This window comes from Aliiroseovarius pelagivivens, assembly GCF_900302485.1.
GTDB classification, from domain to species: Bacteria; Pseudomonadota; Alphaproteobacteria; order Rhodobacterales; family Rhodobacteraceae; genus Aliiroseovarius; species Aliiroseovarius pelagivivens.
The window spans coordinates 177,158-193,615 of the sequence record NZ_OMOI01000001.1 but is presented as its reverse complement, the minus strand read 5'-3'; the positions used below and the strand labels follow the sequence as shown (position 1 = coordinate 193,615).

Below are 16,458 nucleotides of genomic sequence, written 5' to 3'. Positions count from 1 at the left end.
ATTGCTTCCGTATTGCTTCCGGTAAATTCTCCAGCCGACACCGCCCGAAGTGAATACGCAGCAAGCATTTGTTTTTAAACGATATATTGGCGATCCCTGAAGGACTCGAACCCTCAACCTGCTGATTAGAAGTCAGCTGCTCTATCCAGTTGAGCTAAGGGACCGCTGGTCAGAGCATTACCCCCGCCTGCGGTCCTGTTTCAACCTGAAATCTTTGGTTCAGGCGTCGATCTGCTTTGCAATCAGCCAAGAGACCGGAAGACCAACAGCAAACCCGGCACCTGCGGCCCAAATAATCGGCTGTGCGGTGTCCATTCCCATCGTCAGGGCGGCGATCATGAAGATACCTGCAAGGGATGTGCCAATGATGGCATACAGGACTAGAGCTAAGCGGAGCATCGTGAGTTCCTTATATTAGATGCAATATACCGTTCAGCCATACGGAGCCGACCAAGGCCAACGCTTTGATCCGGATCAATCGCCTGCCATCGCACGCGCGACATAGTAACTCACCGGCAGTCCAATCGCGAAACCTAGGGCCGCTGCGCCCAGCAAGGGCCACAGTCCCGACACGCCGTTTACAAGTGCAATTACCACCAGAACCGACGCGACGGTCGACCCGATGATGCCATAAAACGTGGCGACGATTTTCCAAAGCGGTGCGCGCATGGGGGGCTCCTTTTGCGGGCGGCATAGCCCACAGGGCCCGCGCTGCCTACTTCTTCTTCACAAACTGCGTCAGAATGACAATGCGCTGCCCTTCCACGCGGCCCTCGATATGCTCGGGGTTGTCCGCCACAAGGCTAATCCCGCGCACCGCCGTGCCGCGCTTCGCCGTGAAGCCAGCACCCTTCACGGGCAGATCCTTGATCAGCACCACGTTGTCCCCCGCATTCAGGGTGACCCCGTTGCTGTCCTTGTGCTGCGAGGTCGCGGCGACATTGTCGACCCACGTCTGCGTGTCTTCGTCCAGATAGACCTGATCCAGCAAATCCCGCGCCCAAGCCGCATCAAGCCGCTTCAACATCCGAACCGACAACACCTGAACCGCCACATCCTCGGACCACATCGAGGACGCAAGCCCGCGCCAGTGGTTTTCCTCGGGCGTGCCGTCGATCTGAGCGGCACAGGTGGCGCAGATTTCGGCCGAAGCGGCAGCGGGTCCGCCGGGAACGGGGAAGGCGGCAAGCGGGGCGTCTGAGGCGCAGAGGGGGCAGGTCATGTTGGGGCTCCGGGGTTGGATAAGGCGGCTTGTGCGAAGCAATACCCGGAACAGATGCATAGGCAAGTCCGTTTGAACGCCTATGCGGCTTCCCCCAGATAAAAGGGGAAAGCCAAATCACGTCAGGGGCTCTGAACAAGCCCCCAATCCACATGCTTAGAAGCGTTGGATGAAGCCAAGGCTGATCGAAGTGGTCTCGTACGAAATCTCATGAACGTCAGATCCGTCAAAGAACCCGAACTCATCATCAGAATAGTTGATTTTCTCAACCATGAAACGCACCGAACCCGTATCGGATACCTGATACTCGGCGCCAATCCCGTAGGACAAACCCGACACCGACGCTGATGCCACCTCGAAGCCAGAGGGATCATGCGATGCGTCAAGCGCAGTGGCGGTATACCCCATCGAAACAAACGGCAGAATCTTGTCAAGCTGCAGACCCGCGCGCAGACGCAGGGAAAGGCTGGTTTTCTCGTTCAGCGGAAGCATATAGGCGTTGTCGGTACCGCTTGCATTGCCGAAACCAATTTCCAGCTCACCACCGTAAACCACGTTGTTCGTCTGCCAGTTGCGACCCAACACCAGCCCAAGACGTGCGCCATTCATGTCAAACGCGCCGTCGCCTTCATCTCCGTACGAGATATCATATGCGGTGCTTGAGGTAGATGCGATCGACAGGCCAATATAGGAACCGCTCAGATCATCGGCGAGGGCTGCCGAAGCCGAGAGCGCGAGCGAAGTCAGAATTGCAGCGCCAGCAATGGTAGCTTTCTTGGACGGACGAATTTCACGTGTAGCCTGCATAGTTTATACCTCTAGTATTCAAAGCAACATGCTTTTACCCATAAGTATAGTTAACGCGCGGAAGTATATGAATTTCACCTCCGCACCGACTAAAACGAGAGTGCTGCATTTGTGGCACAGTCGCCGCGTCTTGCCAGCAACACCTCCGGAACATTCAAGGATCAACTGGGCGATTTCGGCAACCAGACCGCACATGGCAGCAGTTTATGCTTCAACCAATAAAAAAGGCCGCTCTCGCGGCCTGTTTCACTTTAGTCGTCCATCTTCAGCGCGCTAATAAACGCTTCCTGCGGGATATCCACCCTGCCGAACTGGCGCATCTTCTTCTTACCCTTCTTCTGCTTCTCCAGCAGCTTCTTCTTCCGGGTCGCGTCGCCGCCGTAGCATTTCGCGGTCACGTCTTTGCGCAATGCAGACAGAGTCTCGCGCGCGATGACTTTGCCGCCAATCGCGGCTTGGATCGGGATTTTGAACATGTGGCGCGGGATCAGGTCTTTCAGCTTTTCGCACATTGCCCGGCCCCGTAGTTCAGCGCGGTCGCGGTGAACCATGGTGGACAGCGCGTCGACGGGTTCGTCATTCACAAGGACGGACATCTTCACAAGGTTATCCTCGCGATAGCCCTCCATCTGATAGTCAAACGACGCGTAACCCTTTGTTACCGATTTCAGGCGATCATAGAAGTCGAACACAACTTCATTCAGCGGCAGGTCATAGACCGCCATGGCGCGCGACCCTGCATAGGTCAGGTCCAGCTGGATACCCCGGCGGTCTTGGCACAGCTTAAGCACGTCGCCCAGGTATTCGTCCGGCACAAGGATCGTCGCCTTGATGCGCGGCTCTTCCATGTGGTCGACGGTCGACAGGTCGGGCATATCGGCGGGGTTGTGCAGCTCGATCATCGATCCGTCTTTCATATAGACGTGATAGATCACCGACGGCGCGGTGGTGATCAGCTCGATGTTGTATTCACGTTCGATCCGGTCGCGAATGACTTCGAGGTGCAGAAGACCAAGGAAGCCGCAGCGGAAGCCAAAGCCCAGTGCGGCAGAGGTCTCCATCTCATAGCTGAACGACGCGTCGTTCAGAGCGAGCTTTTCGATCGAGTCGCGCAGGTCTTCGAACTCGGCTGAATCCACCGGGAAAAGACCACAGAACACCACGGGCTGGGCAGGTTTGAAGCCGTCCAGCGCATCAGTCGTGCCCTTTTTCTCATGCGTAATCGTGTCGCCCACACGTGTGTCGCGCACCTGTTTAATCGAGGCGGTCAGGAAGCCGATCTCGCCTGGACCCAGCACGTCAATTGGCTTCATCTCGGGCGTGAAGACGCCGACGCGGTCGACGGGATAAACGGCGTTGGTCGAGAGCATGCGAATACGCTCGCCCTTTTTCAGCTTTCCGTCGATCACGCGGATCAGAACGATCACGCCAAGGTAGGCGTCATACCAGCTGTCCACCAGCATCGCTTTCAGCGGCGCATCGGGGTCGCCTTGCGGGGCGGGCAGCTCGTTCACGATGGCTTCCAGCGTTTCGTGGATGCCCTGACCTGTCTTGGCGGACACTTGAATGGCACCGCTGGCGTCGATGCCGATGACGTCCTCGATCTGTTCCGCCACACGGTCACAATCGGACGCGGGCAAGTCAATCTTGTTTAGGATCGGCACAATCTCGTGGTCGGCATCGATGGCCTGATACACGTTGGCCAGCGTCTGCGCTTCGACCCCTTGGGTCGAGTCGACAACCAGCAAAGATCCCTCGACGGCCCGCATCGAGCGGCTGACTTCATAGGCGAAGTCGACGTGGCCGGGGGTGTCGATCAGGTTGAGGATATATTCCTCGCCATTGTCCGCGGAATACTCGATCCGCACGGTGTTGGCCTTGATGGTAATCCCGCGCTCGCGCTCGATGTCCATGCTGTCGAGCATCTGCTCTTTCATGTCCCGGTCGGCAACGGTGTTCGTCTCTTGGATGAGACGATCAGCCAACGTGGATTTTCCGTGGTCAATATGCGCCACGATCGAGAAATTGCGGATGTTTTTCAGGTCGGTCATAGCTCAGCGTATTAAAGGGAAACGCGGGGCAGTCAAGCGACACAGTGCATTTGTACTGGGCTTCGCTGGTAGATATGCATTGCACCCTTACAAGACTGCGAAACCGTATGCAGAGCACGGGCAGGCGCTTCTTGACGAATATGGGATGAAGAAGATGGCCATCCCAATGGCTTGGGACCGTGTTCGGCCTGATCTTTCCCTGGAAAACCGAACCGCTAGAACCCCGCCTAAGCAGCGATCGGCGCGAAGTGCTGGGAACCAGAAGTGTTCACATCCGGGAACGCGCATCCCGCAATCATGCGCCGCACCACAACACGCCCATTTCGCAAATGTGACCACCAACCAAATTGAAACCTTGTGTTAAGCGCGATATGCTGATGTCAGAACCGGGCAAAAGACCCGAACAGGCAGATTTGTAAGGTGATGGAATGAAACGAGTTGTTCTTGCAGCGACTTTGGCAGCGGCGCTATTGCCCGGGCAGTCGGCTTTGGCTGGCGGAACGATCGAACGCGCGTGCCTGAAGGCGGATCGCCCCAATGCCACGCGCAACCTGTGCAGCTGCATTCAGAAGGTCGCTAATGCGACGCTGACAGGCGGGGAACGCACCAAGGTTGCCAAGTTTTTCAACGACCCGCACAAAAGCCAATCGACGCGCCAATCCGATAGCCGCACGGACGAGGCATTTTGGCAAAAATACAAGAAGTTCGGGGCGTTGGTGTCAAAACACTGCGGTTAAGACAGCTGTTTAATCAACCCCAGTGACGCGGTTTGAACCAGATCAAGTGTCTGGTCGAAATCGCGCGTGTAATAGGGATCTGGCACATGATCCATGCCGGTCTCGGGTGCGAAATCGGTAAAAAGCTGGACGGGGGTTTGCGACCCGCTTGGCCGTAGACGCTCGATATTGTCGATGTTGCTGTCATCCATGCCGATGATCAGGTCGAATTCTTCAAAATCGCGGGCCGTGAACTGACGGGCACGCAGGTCGGACAGGTCGAACCCCCGCGACTTGGCAGCGGATTGCATCGGCGCATAGGGCGCATCACCCACGTGCCAATCCGAGGTGCCGGCACTGTCAGTCTCTACAGTCAGTCCAGCCTGCCCGGCAAGCGCGCGAAAGACGCCCTCGGCACTGGGAGAGCGGCAGATATTTCCAAGGCAGACGAAGAGAACACGTGTGATCATGGGGTGGTTGTAGCGGCGTGGATACGGGCTGTCACCCGCTAGCCATCGCGCCAGACCATTTTCATATAGAGGCGCCCGCCCATAAGCTCCTGACACATCTGATCGATGCGCTTTTGCCGTGTCCCGGCACGCTGGGCCCGAGCAATCCAGCCAAGATAATCGTTCCGTTGATAGGGCGGACGGACATCGTATGCTGCCCTCAGCCCCTCAGACTCGAGCCGTTCGGCGATGTCATCTGGCATCGGTTGGATGGGGCGTTTCAGGGCCATTCATCAAGGATGCACTGGACCACAACTTCGGGTCAACGGGCGCTGTTTCGCTTAAGGTGCATATCCTCTCTTGCGACCCCTTCTGCACTGGGTCAAAAGCACCTCATGTCGCGTGCAAAACATTATTCTCTGAACTGTCCGATCTCACTATCCCTCGACTTGCTAGGAAACCGCTGGGCTTTGCTTGTCCTGCGCGAGTTGCATGCCGGCCCGTCTGGCTTTGGCAAGCTGCGCGATGGGTTGCCGGGGATCGCGACCAATATGTTGTCCGCCCGGTTGGCGGAACTGGTCGAGGCCGGGTTGGTGTCGAAATCCGGGCGCGTCTATGCGCTGACGGAACGCGGACAAGCAACGCGTGGAATTCTGTTTGAACTGGCCCGATTTGGCCGGGATGTTCCGGTGCCGGAAGATGCGGCCCTGACCGACGCCCCATCATCGCGGGTCGCCGTGCTGGCCGGCGCGATCGAGCGCGCCGCAGGACCGTTGGACGAGCTGCGGGCCGAGATATGGCTAGACGATGCGCCGTTCTCGCTGACGGTCTCGCAGGGGCGGGCAGCAATGGTGGCCGGATCGATGCCTCTGGCACCCGTACGGTTGGGGTTCTCATGGCATGATCTTGAGGCCGTAGCCCAAGGCAACCAGCGTGTCGCCAATTTCGCGGCCCAAGGCGAGATCGCCGCGCAGGATCCCTTGCAAGTGGCCGCTTTGCTTGATCTGTTGCAAAAGGCAATGGACATCTACGGCGGCTTCAAATGACACATATCCTGATCCTGACCGGCGCGGGCATTTCTGCGAAAGCGGGTTGGGAACGTTTCGCGACGTCGACGGGCTTTGGACGAAATACGATCTGGAAGACGTGGCGACGCCCGAAGGCTTTGCCCGCAATCCAACTCTGGTACATGACTTCTACAACGCCCGCCGCGCCAATTGCCTGGAGGCTGCGCCCAACGCGGCGCACGGGGCTTTGGGCCGGTTGCAAACCGAGCACAAGGGGCTCGTCACGCTGGTCACGCAGAATGTGGATGACCTGCATGAACGCGGCGGTGCACGTGATGTGATCCATATGCATGGGGAACTGGCCGGCGCATTATGTGCCGCGTGTGACCATCGCTGGACCGCCCCGCGCGAAATGTCTCCGACAGCCCCCTGCCCCAGTTGCAGCGCCCCGCGCACCCGGCCGGATATCGTCTGGTTCGGAGAGATGCCGTATCAGATGGACGCGATCTATGCGGCGTTGGGCGAGGCAGATCTGTTCGTCGCCATCGGCACTTCGGGAACCGTCTATCCCGCAGCCGGGTTTGTCGGCGAGGCACGTGCCATGGGCATTCCGACGCTCGAACTGAATCTGGAACCGTCCGACACCGCCGGCATCTTCGATGATGCGCGCTTTGGCCCCGCGACCGAGATCGTCCCCGCTTGGGTGGATGAGGTGTTGGGTTAACCGATCAGTCCTGAAAATAGGCAAGGCCGCAGCGATACGCTACGGCCCAACGGGGGTGACGAAACCCCTTTAAGGGATACGAGGCTGGGGACGCATATCGCCCCGCACCCCAATTCTGACAGACAGTCCTTAGTTCGACTTGTCGTCGCCCATGTTCATGGCGCCGTTACCTTCGCCCACTTTTCCGTCTTCAGGCTTTCCGTGCTGCATGCCGCCCCCCATCGGGTTGCGGTTCAGGTCGACAGGGATCTCGATGGTCATCTCGCCGGCTTTTTCAAATACCAGCGTTACGGTCACGGCTTCACCATCGACGAAGGGTCCGTTCAGACCCATGAACATCACGTGATCTCCACCGCGCTTCAGCGCATGCATGCTTCCTGCGGCTACAGGGAAGCCCTCTTCGACTTCCATCATCTTCATGACGCCGTCACCCAAATCTTTGTGGGTGTGCAGCTCGACCCGCTTGGCTGCATCAGATTTTGCTGCGATCAGACGGTCATCTTCAGCGCCGTGGTTCATGATCTGGAAAAAGGCGGCACCAGCCATGGCATTCATGCCAGAGGCGCGCGCATAGGCGTCATTGATCATGATGTCACCTGCGAAAGCAGGCATTGCGATAAGGGCAGCTGCACCGGCAGCCAGAACGGATTTCATACGGAACATAGTCTTTTCCTTAGGTCTTTGGGTTGGTCTTGATGGAAGGGATCAGACCAGCGCCGGGGGACCTCGGGCAGACGGGGACAGTTCATCGCGCCCAACAAGCGGCGTGACCTGCGAAGGGACAGTTCGGGCCACAAGCCGCGTAGCAGGCGCATCCATGGCAGGAAGCGCGAACGAGGCCGCAAAGATCGACGTGCCATCGGGGCACAGATGCACCGATTCGACGGGCTCTCCGTCCGGGCCAAGCGTGATGGTGGTCATGCCGGTACCGGTACACAAAACCATTTCAAACGCACCGCCGATGTCTGGGTTATCTCCACGGGCATCGGCCAGCGCAAAGCTGGTGATGGTCAGCGCAAAGGCCAGAACATATGCAAATGCCACACGGATCATGGCCTTTAGCTATGCCTCTTTTTCAGGGGGAACAAGTGACAAAGTGTAACAGGTGCAGAATATGCGAAAACCGCCCGCAGCCAAGGGCCGGGGCGGTTCAAAATCTGGTCGATCCAGAAAAGCGCAGGGCTTAGGCGGCTGCCTGAGCTTTCGCGACTTCTTTCTTGATCTTCAGGGCGTTGGCCGACAGTTCGTCGTTCTTGGCTTTCGCCAGGAACGCGTCCAGACCACCACGGTGATCTACCGAACGCAGGGCAGCAGCCGAGATGCGCAGTTTGAACGCGCGACCCAGTGCTTCCGACTGAAGCGTCACGTCGTTCAGGTTTGGCAGAAACCGGCGGCGGGTTCTGTTTTTGGCGTGGCTGACATTGTTGCCAGTCATCGGGCCTTTTCCGGTCAGTTCGCAAACACGCGACATGGCTCTTATCCTTGCTCTCTCGGGCCAGATTGGTGAGATTTCAGCGCGCCCTCGCGCCGCTCACGTCCAGCCGGTCAATACAAACGGGCGCCGCAACGGCAGCGCCCCGAATTCCGTCCGCGGTGAATAGACGCCTTCGAGGGGGACGTCAAGTGAGTCGCGGGGCGACGGGGCAGGAAATTTCTGCCCCGCTGCAATTGCTTACTCGTCCGCCAAGAAACCGCCGGATTGGCGATCCCAAAGCCCGGCATAGGTGCCCTTGGCAGCCAGCAGTTCATCATGGCTTCCGTCTTCGATCACCCTGCCCTGATCCAGCACAACAATGCGGTCCATCTGAGCGATTGTGGACAGGCGGTGCGCGATTGCGATCACGGTCTTGCCCTCCATCATGCCATAGAGGGTTTTCTGAATGGCGGCCTCGACCTCGCTGTCCAGCGCCGAGGTGGCTTCGTCCAGCACCAGAATAGGCGCGTTCTTCAGCATGACGCGTGCGATGGCGACACGCTGGCGCTGACCACCAGACAGTTTCACGCCGCGCTCGCCCACATGGGCGTCAAAACCGGTGCGCCCCTTCGGGTCTTCCAGCGTCTGGATGAAGTCATGCGCCTCGGCCCGCTCGGCGGCGGCGATCATCTCGGCCTCGGTGGCAGTCGGGCGACCGTACAGCAGGTTCGCGCGCACCGAACGGTGCAGAAGCGAGCTGTCTTGCGTCACCATACCGATCTGCGCGCGCAAGCTGTCCTGCGTGACGCCCGCCACATCCTGACCGTCGATCAGAATGCGCCCGCCTTCGGGATCGCGGAAGCGCAGAAGCAGGTTCACAAGGCTGGACTTGCCCGCGCCCGAGCGCCCGACCAGCCCGACTTTTTCGCCGGGATGCACCGCCAGTGTTACGTTGTCCAACCCGCCCGAGCCTTTGCCATAGTGATGGGTCAGCCCGTCAAACTGGATCTCGCCTTTGGTCAAGGCCAGTGCCGGTGCATTTGGAGCATCCGTTACCTCGTGCTCGACCGAGATTGAGCGCAGACCTTCGCGGATCACGCCCGCATGCTCGAAAAGGCGCACGGTGACCCACATGATCCAGCCGGACATGCCATTCAGACGGATGGTCAGCGCGGATGCCGCAGCAACCTCGCCCACGGTGACAACGCCACGTGTCCAGAACCAGATGGATGTCCCCAGAACGCCGGTGATCAAAAGCCCGTTCAGCACGTTCAGACCGAAGCTCAGTTCCGTCATCAGGCGCAGGAAGCGCTGGAACCGCAGGCGGTGACGTTTGAGGGCGGACAGGACATAGCGCTCTTCGCTTTCGCCCTGACTGAACAGTTTGACGCTTTCGATATTGGAATAGGCGTCCACAATCCGCCCCGACAGAAGCGACCGCGCGTCGGACCATTTTTCCGATGCGGACGCCACGCGCAACGCGACCCAGCGGGTGTAGATCACGTAAAGCACCAGCCAGATCAGAAGCGGCGCGGCCAAGCGCGGATCAATCTGGCTGAGGATAAGGGCCGCCGCGATGACATAGGTCAGCGCGTACCAGATGCCCTCGAACGCCATATAGGTGCCGTCCTCGACCGCGCCGCCCAGTTGCATCACGCGGTTGGACAACCTCCCGGCAAAGTCATTCTGGAAAAAGCCCATGCTTTGACCCAGCAGATGCTTATGCGCCCGCCAGCGGACCTGATCATGCAGGTTGCCCACAAGGGTTTGCTCTAGCAGCAGGTGGTTCAAACCGATGGCAGCAGGGCGCAAGAACAGGATGAACAAGGCCGCGAGCAGCAGCTCGATCCCATGGGACTGGAAAAAACCCGGTGCATCGGTCCCATCCATCAGGTCGATCACACGACCCGAATAGAAGATCAGGCTTGTCTCGATCAAAGCGACGATGACACCTGACACGGCCATGATCGCCATAAGTTTTCCGAAACCGTCATACTGCGTTTTCAGATAAGCCCACAGCGTGGCAGGCGGAGTTTCATCCGGCGAGGGACGGAATGGGTCGATAAGATTTTCGAAAAACCGAAACATGGTGCGCTCCGTGCGCTAAAGGGTAATACAAAGGATAATCGGGGCTGACGACAGCCCAACAGGACCAGCGTCTAGTGTCGCGGTGGGGTCCTGAACTGATTCATCCTGCATTCTCCTGCATGTTTCGAGGTTACGCTAGCTCAGCCGTTAGCGCTAATCAACCCCTGATGGCAAGCGACCGATCTCAGCTGTCAGATGCCAACTTCAAGAAGGCCAACATCTCGTCCGCAGCGCGCGAGGCTGACAGCTCGCCAGCCGCCACCTGTCCGCCCAGCGCGTCGATTCGCGCGCGGGCGTTGCTTGTTTCCAGTGCAGACAAAAGACCGATACGCAGGTCTTCCTCGAACCAGTGGCGGGCCTGCGCGGCGCGGCGCTTTTCCCAGTGACCATGCTCGCGCCGCCATGCGACCAGCTCTTCCATCGTCTCCCACGCCTCAGGCAGGCCGTCATGGGTGACGGCGGAAACCATTTGCGCTTTGGGGAAGCCCTCAGGATCATAGACCCGTTTACGCAGAAGCCGCAGCGCGCCAGCGTAATCCGCACAGGTGCGCATCGCGGTTTCTTTCAGCGGGCCGTCAGCTTTGTTCACCAAGATCAAGTCGGCGATCTCCATGATGCCGCGCTTCACGCCTTGCAACTCGTCACCGCCAGCAGGGGCGAGAAGCAGAAGGAACAGGTCCGACATCTCGGCGACCATGGTTTCGGACTGGCCGACCCCCACGGTTTCAATCAGGACAATGTCAAAACCTGCAGCCTCACACAGCGCCACAGCCTCGCGGGTGCGGCGGGCCACACCGCCCATTTGCGCCTGTGACGGCGAGGGGCGGATGAAGGCGTTCTTTTCGCGGCTCAGGCTTTCCATGCGGGTCTTGTCGCCCAGAATGGACCCGCCCGAGCGCGCCGAGCTGGGATCCACAGCCAGCACTGCAACTTTCAGACCCTTTTCGATCAGAAACATGCCGAAGGCTTCGATGAAGGTGGATTTGCCAACGCCGGGCGTTCCGGACAGACCGATACGCAGCGCCTGACGACCCTCAGGAGCGGTGGTTTCCAGAAGTTCGACCGCCTGCGCGCGGTGATCGGCGCGGCCGCTTTCCACCAGCGTGATGGCACGTGCCAAGGCGCGGCGTTCGCCCGCAATCACCCGTTTGGCCAGATCCTGAATGTCCATGTCGCCTCCCTTTTCCGGGTCTGTTCATGCCGTGCCGAAACGCCCCTGTCCAGAGCCTCGACGGATGTTAGCGCCGATGTACGATGTGATCTGGGCTGGACCCGACGTGCAGGGCGTCGGATAAGGACGGTATGACGGTCCAATTGCCCATACACGACGCCATTCCAGCGCTGCTTCAGGCGCTGCGGGAACAGGGCCGCGCAGTGCTGATGGCCCCCCCGGGCGCGGGCAAAACGACGGTGGTACCGTTGGAGATGCTCAAAGCGGGATCCTTTGACGGGCGGCTGATCATGCTAGAGCCACGTCGCTTGGCCGCGCGTGGGGCCGCCGAACGAATGGCGCAAACGCTGGGCGAGCGTGCGGGCGAGACCGTGGGCTATCGCATTCGGGGCGAGGCAAAGGTGTCGAAATCCACCCGGATCGAGGTCGTGACCGAGGGCATTCTGACACGGATGCTGCAGTCTGACCCCTCGTTGGACGGCATTGGCGCGGTGATCTTTGACGAGTTTCACGAGCGATCCCTGAATGCCGATTTGGGGCTGGCGCTGACATGGGAAGCGATGGGCGCGCTGCGGGATGATCTGAAGTTGGTCGTCATGTCGGCCACGCTGGACGCGGACCCGGTGGCACGACTGTTGGACGACGCGCCGATCGTGCGCTCCGAAGGGCGGGCTTTTCCGGTCGAGACGCGGCATCTGGAACGGCCCTTGGCAAAAGGCACCCGGCTGCCCGAGGCCACGGCGGATCTGGTGCTGAGTGCATTGGCCGAAACAGAAGGCGGCGTTCTGATCTTCCTGCCCGGCGAAGGCGAAATCCGACGCTGCGAGGCCGCGTTGAAGGGGCGGATACCCAGTGACTGTCACCTGCATACGCTTTTTGGCGCGATGGATTTCGCCGCCCAGCGCGCAGCCATTCAGCCTGCGAAAAACGGGCGCAAGATCGTGCTGGCAACTGCAATTGCCGAGACCTCGCTGACCATTCAGGACATCCGTGTGGTGGTGGATGCAGGACAGGCGCGGCGCGCTCGGTTCGATCCGGGCAGCAGCATGTCCCGACTGGTGACCGAGCGCGTTTCCAAGGCCGAAGCCGAACAACGTCGCGGTCGCGCGGGGCGTGTCGCGCCCGGCACCTGTTACCGACTTTGGACCAAGGGCGAGGACGGCGGGATGCCCCCCTTCGCGCCCGCCGAGATTGAAACCGCAGACCTTGCCCCCTTAGCGTTGGAACTGGCTGGCTGGGGCAGCCCAGACGGCACAGATTTGGCGTTTCTGACACCCCCCAATACGGGGGTATTGGCCGAAGCGCAGGCGCTTTTGCGCGGGCTTGGCGCGTTGGATGATGCTGGGCGGATCACCGATCATGGGGCGAAGCTGTCCCGCCTGCCGCTGCATCCGCGTCTGGGGCATATGCTGCTGGAGGCCGGACCGGACGCCGCCGATTTGGCCGCGCTTTGGAGCGACCGGGACCCCCTGCCCCGTGGAGCCTCGATGGACCTGACCCTTCGGCTTGAGGCGATCCGCGACCCAAGGGGCTTTGCAGCCAAGCGGGGTATTCAAGCAAACCGAGGCGGGGTTGAACGCATTCGGACCGAGGCCAAGCGCCTGCGCCGGATGGCAGGGCACGCGCGCCCTGATCTGAGCACAGCACAGATGGCGGCTTTGGCCTATCCCGACCGGGTGGCACTGCGCCGTCCCGGTGATATCCCGCGTTTCGTCATGTCTGGCGGCAAAGGGGCTATCATGGACGAGGGCGACGTGTTGGCGGGGTCGCGTCTGCTGGTGATCACCGACACGGACGGCAACCCGCGCGAGGCGCGGATAAGGCAAGCGACCCAGATCAGTGAAGGCGAAGTGCGAGAGCTGTTTGAAGACCAGATCACGTGGATCGACAGCTGTCAGTGGTCCAAGCGCGAGGGTCGCGTGATCGCGCGGCGACAGGAGTGTCTGGGCGCGATGGTGCTGGATGACCGGATCTGGAAAGACGCCCCGCGGGAAGCTGTGGCCTACGCGATGCTCGACGGCGTGCGCGAAATGGGGCTGCGACCCTCGGCTGCCGCGAAACGGTTCATCGCGCGGGTCGAGCTGGTGCGGGCCGGCGGAGACGGGCTGCCTGAAATGACCGAACCCGCCCTGATGGCGACGCTTGAAGGCTGGCTTCTGCCGCACTTGTCCGGCGTGAAGACCACGGCTGATTGGAAGAAGTTCGAGATCCTTGAGGCCCTGCGTGCGATGCTGGACTGGAACCAGATGTCGCGACTGGATACCGAGTCTCCGGCCCATTTCATCACGCCTTTGGGTCACAAAACCCCCATCGACTATTCTGGCGACACGCCCGAGATTAGCCTCCGTCTGCAAGAGATGTTCGGCGTCACACGGCACCCCACCGTGGGCAAGACCCCCTTGCGCGTAACGCTTTTGTCCCCAGCCCGTCGCCCGGTACAGACCACCACCGACATTCCGAACTTCTGGGCCACCAGCTATGCCGATGTGCGCAAGGACATGCGCGGCCGCTATCCCAAACACCCCTGGCCCGAGGATCCGACCGTGGCGGACCCGACCTTGCGTGCCAAGCCAAGGGGCAAATAGCCACACAAACCGGCTCCAATTGCCAGATCACGGCCCGTTTACTTGCAATTTAGGCGCAAACAGTTATTTAACAGTGCAATAAGTAAAAGAATGAGCAAAAAATCTACAGGCCCCCTATGTCGTCGCTTTTGAAACAAGCTTGGGACGCAGTCCTATCACCAATGCTGAAACGCCCCAGCCGCCCTCAGGTTGCGGCGCTGTGCTATCGTGGTCATGGCGATGACAAGCAAGTGTTGCTGGTGACGTCCCGCGGAACCGGTCGCTGGATCCTTCCCAAGGGCTGGCCGATGGAAGGCAAAAATGACGCCGATGCCGCCGCGCTGGAAGCCTGGGAAGAGGCCGGGGTCAAGAAGGGTCAGCTCGATCGCGCGCCTATTGGCGAATACAGCTATCCCAAGGAAATGGACGACGGAGAGCTGGCACACTGCTCGGCCACGGTGTTCCCGTTGAAGGTTGAGAAACTGAAAAGTGACTTTCCCGAAGCTGACATGCGCACCCGCACATGGGTATCGCCTGACGAAGCTGCCGAAATGGTGCAGGAAAAGGGTTTGCGCAAACTGTTGCGCGATTTCTAAGTCCACCAACCTAGATCACACTTCACTCATCGAATCTGTTGCAATCGTAAGCCTGACAAGCTAGCGCGGGCGCTGAATTGTAACGGTCGTGCAACGGCCGTGTGACAAGCAGCTTGCGAGGACGGGACATGAGCGGCGAGAACAGCGGCAACCAGTGGAAAACGCTGGACAAGGATCTGAACAAGATCACCCAAGTTGAATATGCAACGCAATTGGTATCCCGTCCGCTGGTTGGCTTGGGTGTAGCACTGGCGTTCATCGTAGTGGCGGCCTTGGGTGCAGCTGTGTTCTTCGGTCAAACTCCCACATCGCTGGTCGTCGTAATCGCTGCCGCTTTTGGTGCCTACATGGCGCTGAACATCGGCGCGAATGACGTGGCCAACAACATGGGGCCTGCGGTTGGCGCGAATGCGTTGACCATGGGTGGCGCCATCGTGATCGCAGTGCTGTTCGAAAGCGCGGGCGCGCTTTTGGCCGGGGGCGACGTTGTCTCGACCATTTCGAAAGGCATTATCGACCCATCAGGCTTTGAGCACTCGCGCACCTTCGTCTGGGCGATGATGGCAGCACTGATTTCCTCTGCACTATGGGTGAACCTTGCCACGTGGGTTGGCGCGCCAGTATCGACCACCCACTCGGTCGTAGGTGGCGTCATGGGCGCGGGCATCGCAGCTGCGGGCTTTGCCGCAGTCAGCTGGCCCACCATGGGCAAGATCGCTGCAAGCTGGGTGATCTCACCCGTTCTGGGCGGTGTCGTTGCCGCGGCATTCTTGGCGCTGATCAAGCACAAGATTGTCTATCAGGAAGATAAGATTGCCGCGGCCAAACGCTGGGTGCCGATCCTGATCGGGATCATGGCGGCAGCTTTCGGCGCATATCTATCCATCAAAGGTCTGAAAAGAGTTGTGAAGATCGATCTGGGCACCGCGCTTTTGATCGGCGCCGCCGTTGGTGGGGCAGCCTATGTGATCACCGCACCGCTGATCGCGCGTCAGGCCGACGGGCTTGAGAACCGCACCAAATCACTGAAGACCCTGTTTGGCCTGCCGCTGATTTTCTCAGCCGCGCTTCTGTCATTCGCACACGGGGCGAACGACGTGGCAAATGCTGTTGGTCCGCTGGCCGCCATCGTGCACGTTGAAAGCTTTGGCGACTTTGCGGCGAAGGTCTCGATCCCGACATGGGTGATGGTCATCGGCGCCTTCGGCATCAGCTTTGGCCTGATGCTGTTCGGCCCGAAGCTGATCCGCATGGTCGGCAGCCAGATCACCAAACTGAACCCGATGCGTGCGTACTGCGTGGCGCTTTCGGCCGCCATCACCGTGATCGTGGCAAGCTGGCTGGGTCTGCCCGTCAGCTCGACCCACATTGCAGTGGGTGGCGTCTTTGGCGTGGGCTTTTACCGCGAGTACCACATGGAACGCCGTCTGCGAAAATCCATGGCCGCTCGCCCCGAAGTGAAACGCCTGCCGCCCGAAGAACGCCGTCGTCGCAAGCTGGTGCGCCGCTCGCATTTCATGACCATCGTGGCAGCCTGGGTAATTACCGTGCCTGCAGCCGCCCTAATGTCGAGCGTGATCTTCTATATCCTGAACGCGCTTGTGGCGTAATTACGCACACAGATAAAAAAAGGGCGCCCATCGAGGCGC

17 protein-coding genes, 1 tRNA gene and 1 pseudogene are annotated in these 16,458 nt (G+C 59.8%); 6 read left to right on the top strand and 13 right to left on the bottom strand.

What is annotated here, in order from left to right:
- Window positions 1-87: 87 nt before the first annotated feature.
- The 6 genes from ALP8811_RS00980 to lepA all read right to left on the bottom strand — a co-directional run bounded on the left by ALP8811_RS00980 (window position 88) and on the right by lepA (window position 4,080).
- Window positions 88-164, bottom strand: a tRNA-Arg gene (locus ALP8811_RS00980).
- Between the two features lie 55 nt (window positions 165-219).
- On the bottom strand, window positions 220-399 hold the full coding sequence (locus ALP8811_RS00975) for a CTP synthetase (RefSeq protein WP_108855334.1): 180 nt from the start codon (window positions 397-399) through the stop codon (window positions 220-222).
- A 75-nt stretch (window positions 400-474) separates the two neighbouring features.
- On the bottom strand, window positions 475-669 hold the full coding sequence (locus tag ALP8811_RS00970; protein ID WP_108855333.1) for a CTP synthetase: 195 nt from the start codon (window positions 667-669) through the stop codon (window positions 475-477).
- Window positions 670-715: 46 nt separating this feature from the next.
- Window positions 716-1,222, bottom strand: coding sequence for a PhnA domain-containing protein (locus ALP8811_RS00965; protein WP_108855332.1), 507 nt, complete (start codon window positions 1,220-1,222; stop codon window positions 716-718).
- Window positions 1,223-1,378: 156 nt separating this feature from the next.
- The gene (locus ALP8811_RS00960; protein ID WP_108855331.1) at window positions 1,379-2,029 is read right to left on the bottom strand and encodes an outer membrane protein; all 651 of its coding nucleotides are present in this window, start codon (window positions 2,027-2,029) and stop codon (window positions 1,379-1,381) included.
- A gap of 251 nt (window positions 2,030-2,280) precedes the next feature.
- Window positions 2,281-4,080, bottom strand: a complete 1,800-nt coding sequence (gene lepA, locus ALP8811_RS00955; RefSeq protein ID WP_108855330.1) for a translation elongation factor 4 — start codon at window positions 4,078-4,080, stop codon at window positions 2,281-2,283.
- Between the two features lie 428 nt (window positions 4,081-4,508).
- Here lepA and ALP8811_RS00950 point away from each other — a divergent pair, with 428 nt between their 5' ends.
- A complete protein-coding gene (locus ALP8811_RS00950) occupies window positions 4,509-4,817 on the top strand; it encodes a hypothetical protein (protein ID WP_108855329.1) in 309 nt (102 codons plus the stop codon).
- Here ALP8811_RS00950 and ALP8811_RS00945 read toward each other — a convergent pair.
- Together ALP8811_RS00945 and ALP8811_RS00940 are read right to left on the bottom strand one after the other, a co-directional pair.
- Window positions 4,814-5,266: a low molecular weight protein-tyrosine-phosphatase gene (locus ALP8811_RS00945; RefSeq protein ID WP_108855328.1), complete on the bottom strand. Its 453-nt coding sequence runs from the start codon at window positions 5,264-5,266 to the stop codon at window positions 4,814-4,816. The two genes, ALP8811_RS00950 and ALP8811_RS00945, sit on opposite strands and share 4 nt — an antisense overlap.
- A gap of 38 nt (window positions 5,267-5,304) precedes the next feature.
- Window positions 5,305-5,535 carry a YdeI/OmpD-associated family protein gene (locus ALP8811_RS00940; protein WP_108855327.1) on the bottom strand — a complete coding sequence of 77 codons (231 nt, stop codon included), beginning with the start codon at window positions 5,533-5,535 and terminating at the stop codon, window positions 5,305-5,307.
- A 105-nt stretch (window positions 5,536-5,640) separates the two neighbouring features.
- On the opposite strand from ALP8811_RS00940, the gene ALP8811_RS00935 reads away from it, so the two are divergent.
- Together ALP8811_RS00935 and ALP8811_RS00930 are read left to right on the top strand one after the other, a co-directional pair.
- Entirely contained in the window at window positions 5,641-6,291 is a 651-nt protein-coding gene (locus ALP8811_RS00935; RefSeq protein ID WP_181363660.1) for a winged helix-turn-helix transcriptional regulator, read from the top strand.
- Window positions 6,288-6,976: pseudogene (locus ALP8811_RS00930) on the top strand (NAD-dependent deacylase). Before ALP8811_RS00935 ends, ALP8811_RS00930 begins: the two are co-directional and overlap by 4 nt.
- Before the next feature lie 129 nt (window positions 6,977-7,105).
- On the opposite strand, the gene ALP8811_RS00925 reads toward ALP8811_RS00930, so the two are convergent.
- From ALP8811_RS00925 to meaB, 5 genes are all read right to left on the bottom strand, one after another.
- Complete coding sequence (locus ALP8811_RS00925) at window positions 7,106-7,630, bottom strand: copper chaperone PCu(A)C (RefSeq protein ID WP_108857367.1); 525 nt, start codon at window positions 7,628-7,630, stop codon at window positions 7,106-7,108.
- Between the two features lie 51 nt (window positions 7,631-7,681).
- Window positions 7,682-8,029 (bottom strand): hypothetical protein, encoded by a 348-nt coding sequence (locus ALP8811_RS00920; protein ID WP_108855325.1) that lies wholly within the window; start codon window positions 8,027-8,029, stop codon window positions 7,682-7,684.
- Between the two features lie 130 nt (window positions 8,030-8,159).
- A complete protein-coding gene (gene rpmB / locus ALP8811_RS00915) occupies window positions 8,160-8,447 on the bottom strand; it encodes a 50S ribosomal protein L28 (protein ID WP_108855324.1) in 288 nt (95 codons plus the stop codon).
- A gap of 201 nt (window positions 8,448-8,648) precedes the next feature.
- Complete coding sequence (locus tag ALP8811_RS00910) at window positions 8,649-10,478, bottom strand: ABC transporter ATP-binding protein (RefSeq protein WP_108855323.1); 1,830 nt, start codon at window positions 10,476-10,478, stop codon at window positions 8,649-8,651.
- A 184-nt stretch (window positions 10,479-10,662) separates the two neighbouring features.
- Window positions 10,663-11,649: a methylmalonyl Co-A mutase-associated GTPase MeaB gene (gene meaB / locus ALP8811_RS00905; protein ID WP_108855322.1), complete on the bottom strand. Its 987-nt coding sequence runs from the start codon at window positions 11,647-11,649 to the stop codon at window positions 10,663-10,665.
- 131 nt (window positions 11,650-11,780) lie between these two features.
- Between meaB and hrpB the strand changes: the two genes are divergently transcribed.
- The 3 genes from hrpB to ALP8811_RS00890 all read left to right on the top strand — a co-directional run bounded on the left by hrpB (window position 11,781) and on the right by ALP8811_RS00890 (window position 16,419).
- Window positions 11,781-14,234 carry an ATP-dependent helicase HrpB gene (gene hrpB / locus ALP8811_RS00900; RefSeq protein WP_108855321.1) on the top strand — a complete coding sequence of 818 codons (2,454 nt, stop codon included), beginning with the start codon at window positions 11,781-11,783 and terminating at the stop codon, window positions 14,232-14,234.
- Between the two features lie 161 nt (window positions 14,235-14,395).
- Window positions 14,396-14,809 (top strand): NUDIX hydrolase, encoded by a 414-nt coding sequence (locus tag ALP8811_RS00895; protein ID WP_245924481.1) that lies wholly within the window; start codon window positions 14,396-14,398, stop codon window positions 14,807-14,809.
- 128 nt (window positions 14,810-14,937) lie between these two features.
- Complete coding sequence (locus ALP8811_RS00890) at window positions 14,938-16,419, top strand: inorganic phosphate transporter (protein ID WP_108855319.1); 1,482 nt, start codon at window positions 14,938-14,940, stop codon at window positions 16,417-16,419.
- The last annotated feature ends 39 nt before the right edge of the window (window positions 16,420-16,458 follow it).

Bases quoted from the DNA above. Each gene is read 5' to 3' on its own strand.
- ALP8811_RS00935 (WP_181363660.1), top strand. From the start codon at position 5,641: ATGTCGCGTGCAAAACATTATTCTCTGAACTGTCCGATCTCACTATCC.
- ALP8811_RS00960 (WP_108855331.1), bottom strand. From the start codon at position 2,029: ATGCAGGCTACACGTGAAATTCGTCCGTCCAAGAAAGCTACCATTGCT.
- ALP8811_RS00945 (WP_108855328.1), bottom strand. From the start codon at position 5,266: ATGATCACACGTGTTCTCTTCGTCTGCCTTGGAAATATCTGCCGCTCT.
- ALP8811_RS00970 (WP_108855333.1), bottom strand. From the start codon at position 669: ATGCGCGCACCGCTTTGGAAAATCGTCGCCACGTTTTATGGCATCATC.
- rpmB (WP_108855324.1), bottom strand. From the start codon at position 8,447: ATGTCGCGTGTTTGCGAACTGACCGGAAAAGGCCCGATGACTGGCAAC.
- ALP8811_RS00940 (WP_108855327.1), bottom strand. From the start codon at position 5,535: ATGGCCCTGAAACGCCCCATCCAACCGATGCCAGATGACATCGCCGAA.
- ALP8811_RS00965 (WP_108855332.1), bottom strand. From the start codon at position 1,222: ATGACCTGCCCCCTCTGCGCCTCAGACGCCCCGCTTGCCGCCTTCCCC.
- ALP8811_RS00920 (WP_108855325.1), bottom strand. From the start codon at position 8,029: ATGATCCGTGTGGCATTTGCATATGTTCTGGCCTTTGCGCTGACCATC.
- ALP8811_RS00890 (WP_108855319.1), top strand. From the start codon at position 14,938: ATGAGCGGCGAGAACAGCGGCAACCAGTGGAAAACGCTGGACAAGGAT.
- ALP8811_RS00950 (WP_108855329.1), top strand. From the start codon at position 4,509: ATGAAACGAGTTGTTCTTGCAGCGACTTTGGCAGCGGCGCTATTGCCC.
- hrpB (WP_108855321.1), top strand. From the start codon at position 11,781: ATGACGGTCCAATTGCCCATACACGACGCCATTCCAGCGCTGCTTCAG.
- ALP8811_RS00895 (WP_245924481.1), top strand. From the start codon at position 14,396: ATGCTGAAACGCCCCAGCCGCCCTCAGGTTGCGGCGCTGTGCTATCGT.
- ALP8811_RS00910 (WP_108855323.1), bottom strand. From the start codon at position 10,478: ATGTTTCGGTTTTTCGAAAATCTTATCGACCCATTCCGTCCCTCGCCG.
- ALP8811_RS00975 (WP_108855334.1), bottom strand. From the start codon at position 399: ATGCTCCGCTTAGCTCTAGTCCTGTATGCCATCATTGGCACATCCCTT.
- lepA (WP_108855330.1), bottom strand. From the start codon at position 4,080: ATGACCGACCTGAAAAACATCCGCAATTTCTCGATCGTGGCGCATATT.
- ALP8811_RS00925 (WP_108857367.1), bottom strand. From the start codon at position 7,630: ATGAAATCCGTTCTGGCTGCCGGTGCAGCTGCCCTTATCGCAATGCCT.
- meaB (WP_108855322.1), bottom strand. From the start codon at position 11,649: ATGGACATTCAGGATCTGGCCAAACGGGTGATTGCGGGCGAACGCCGC.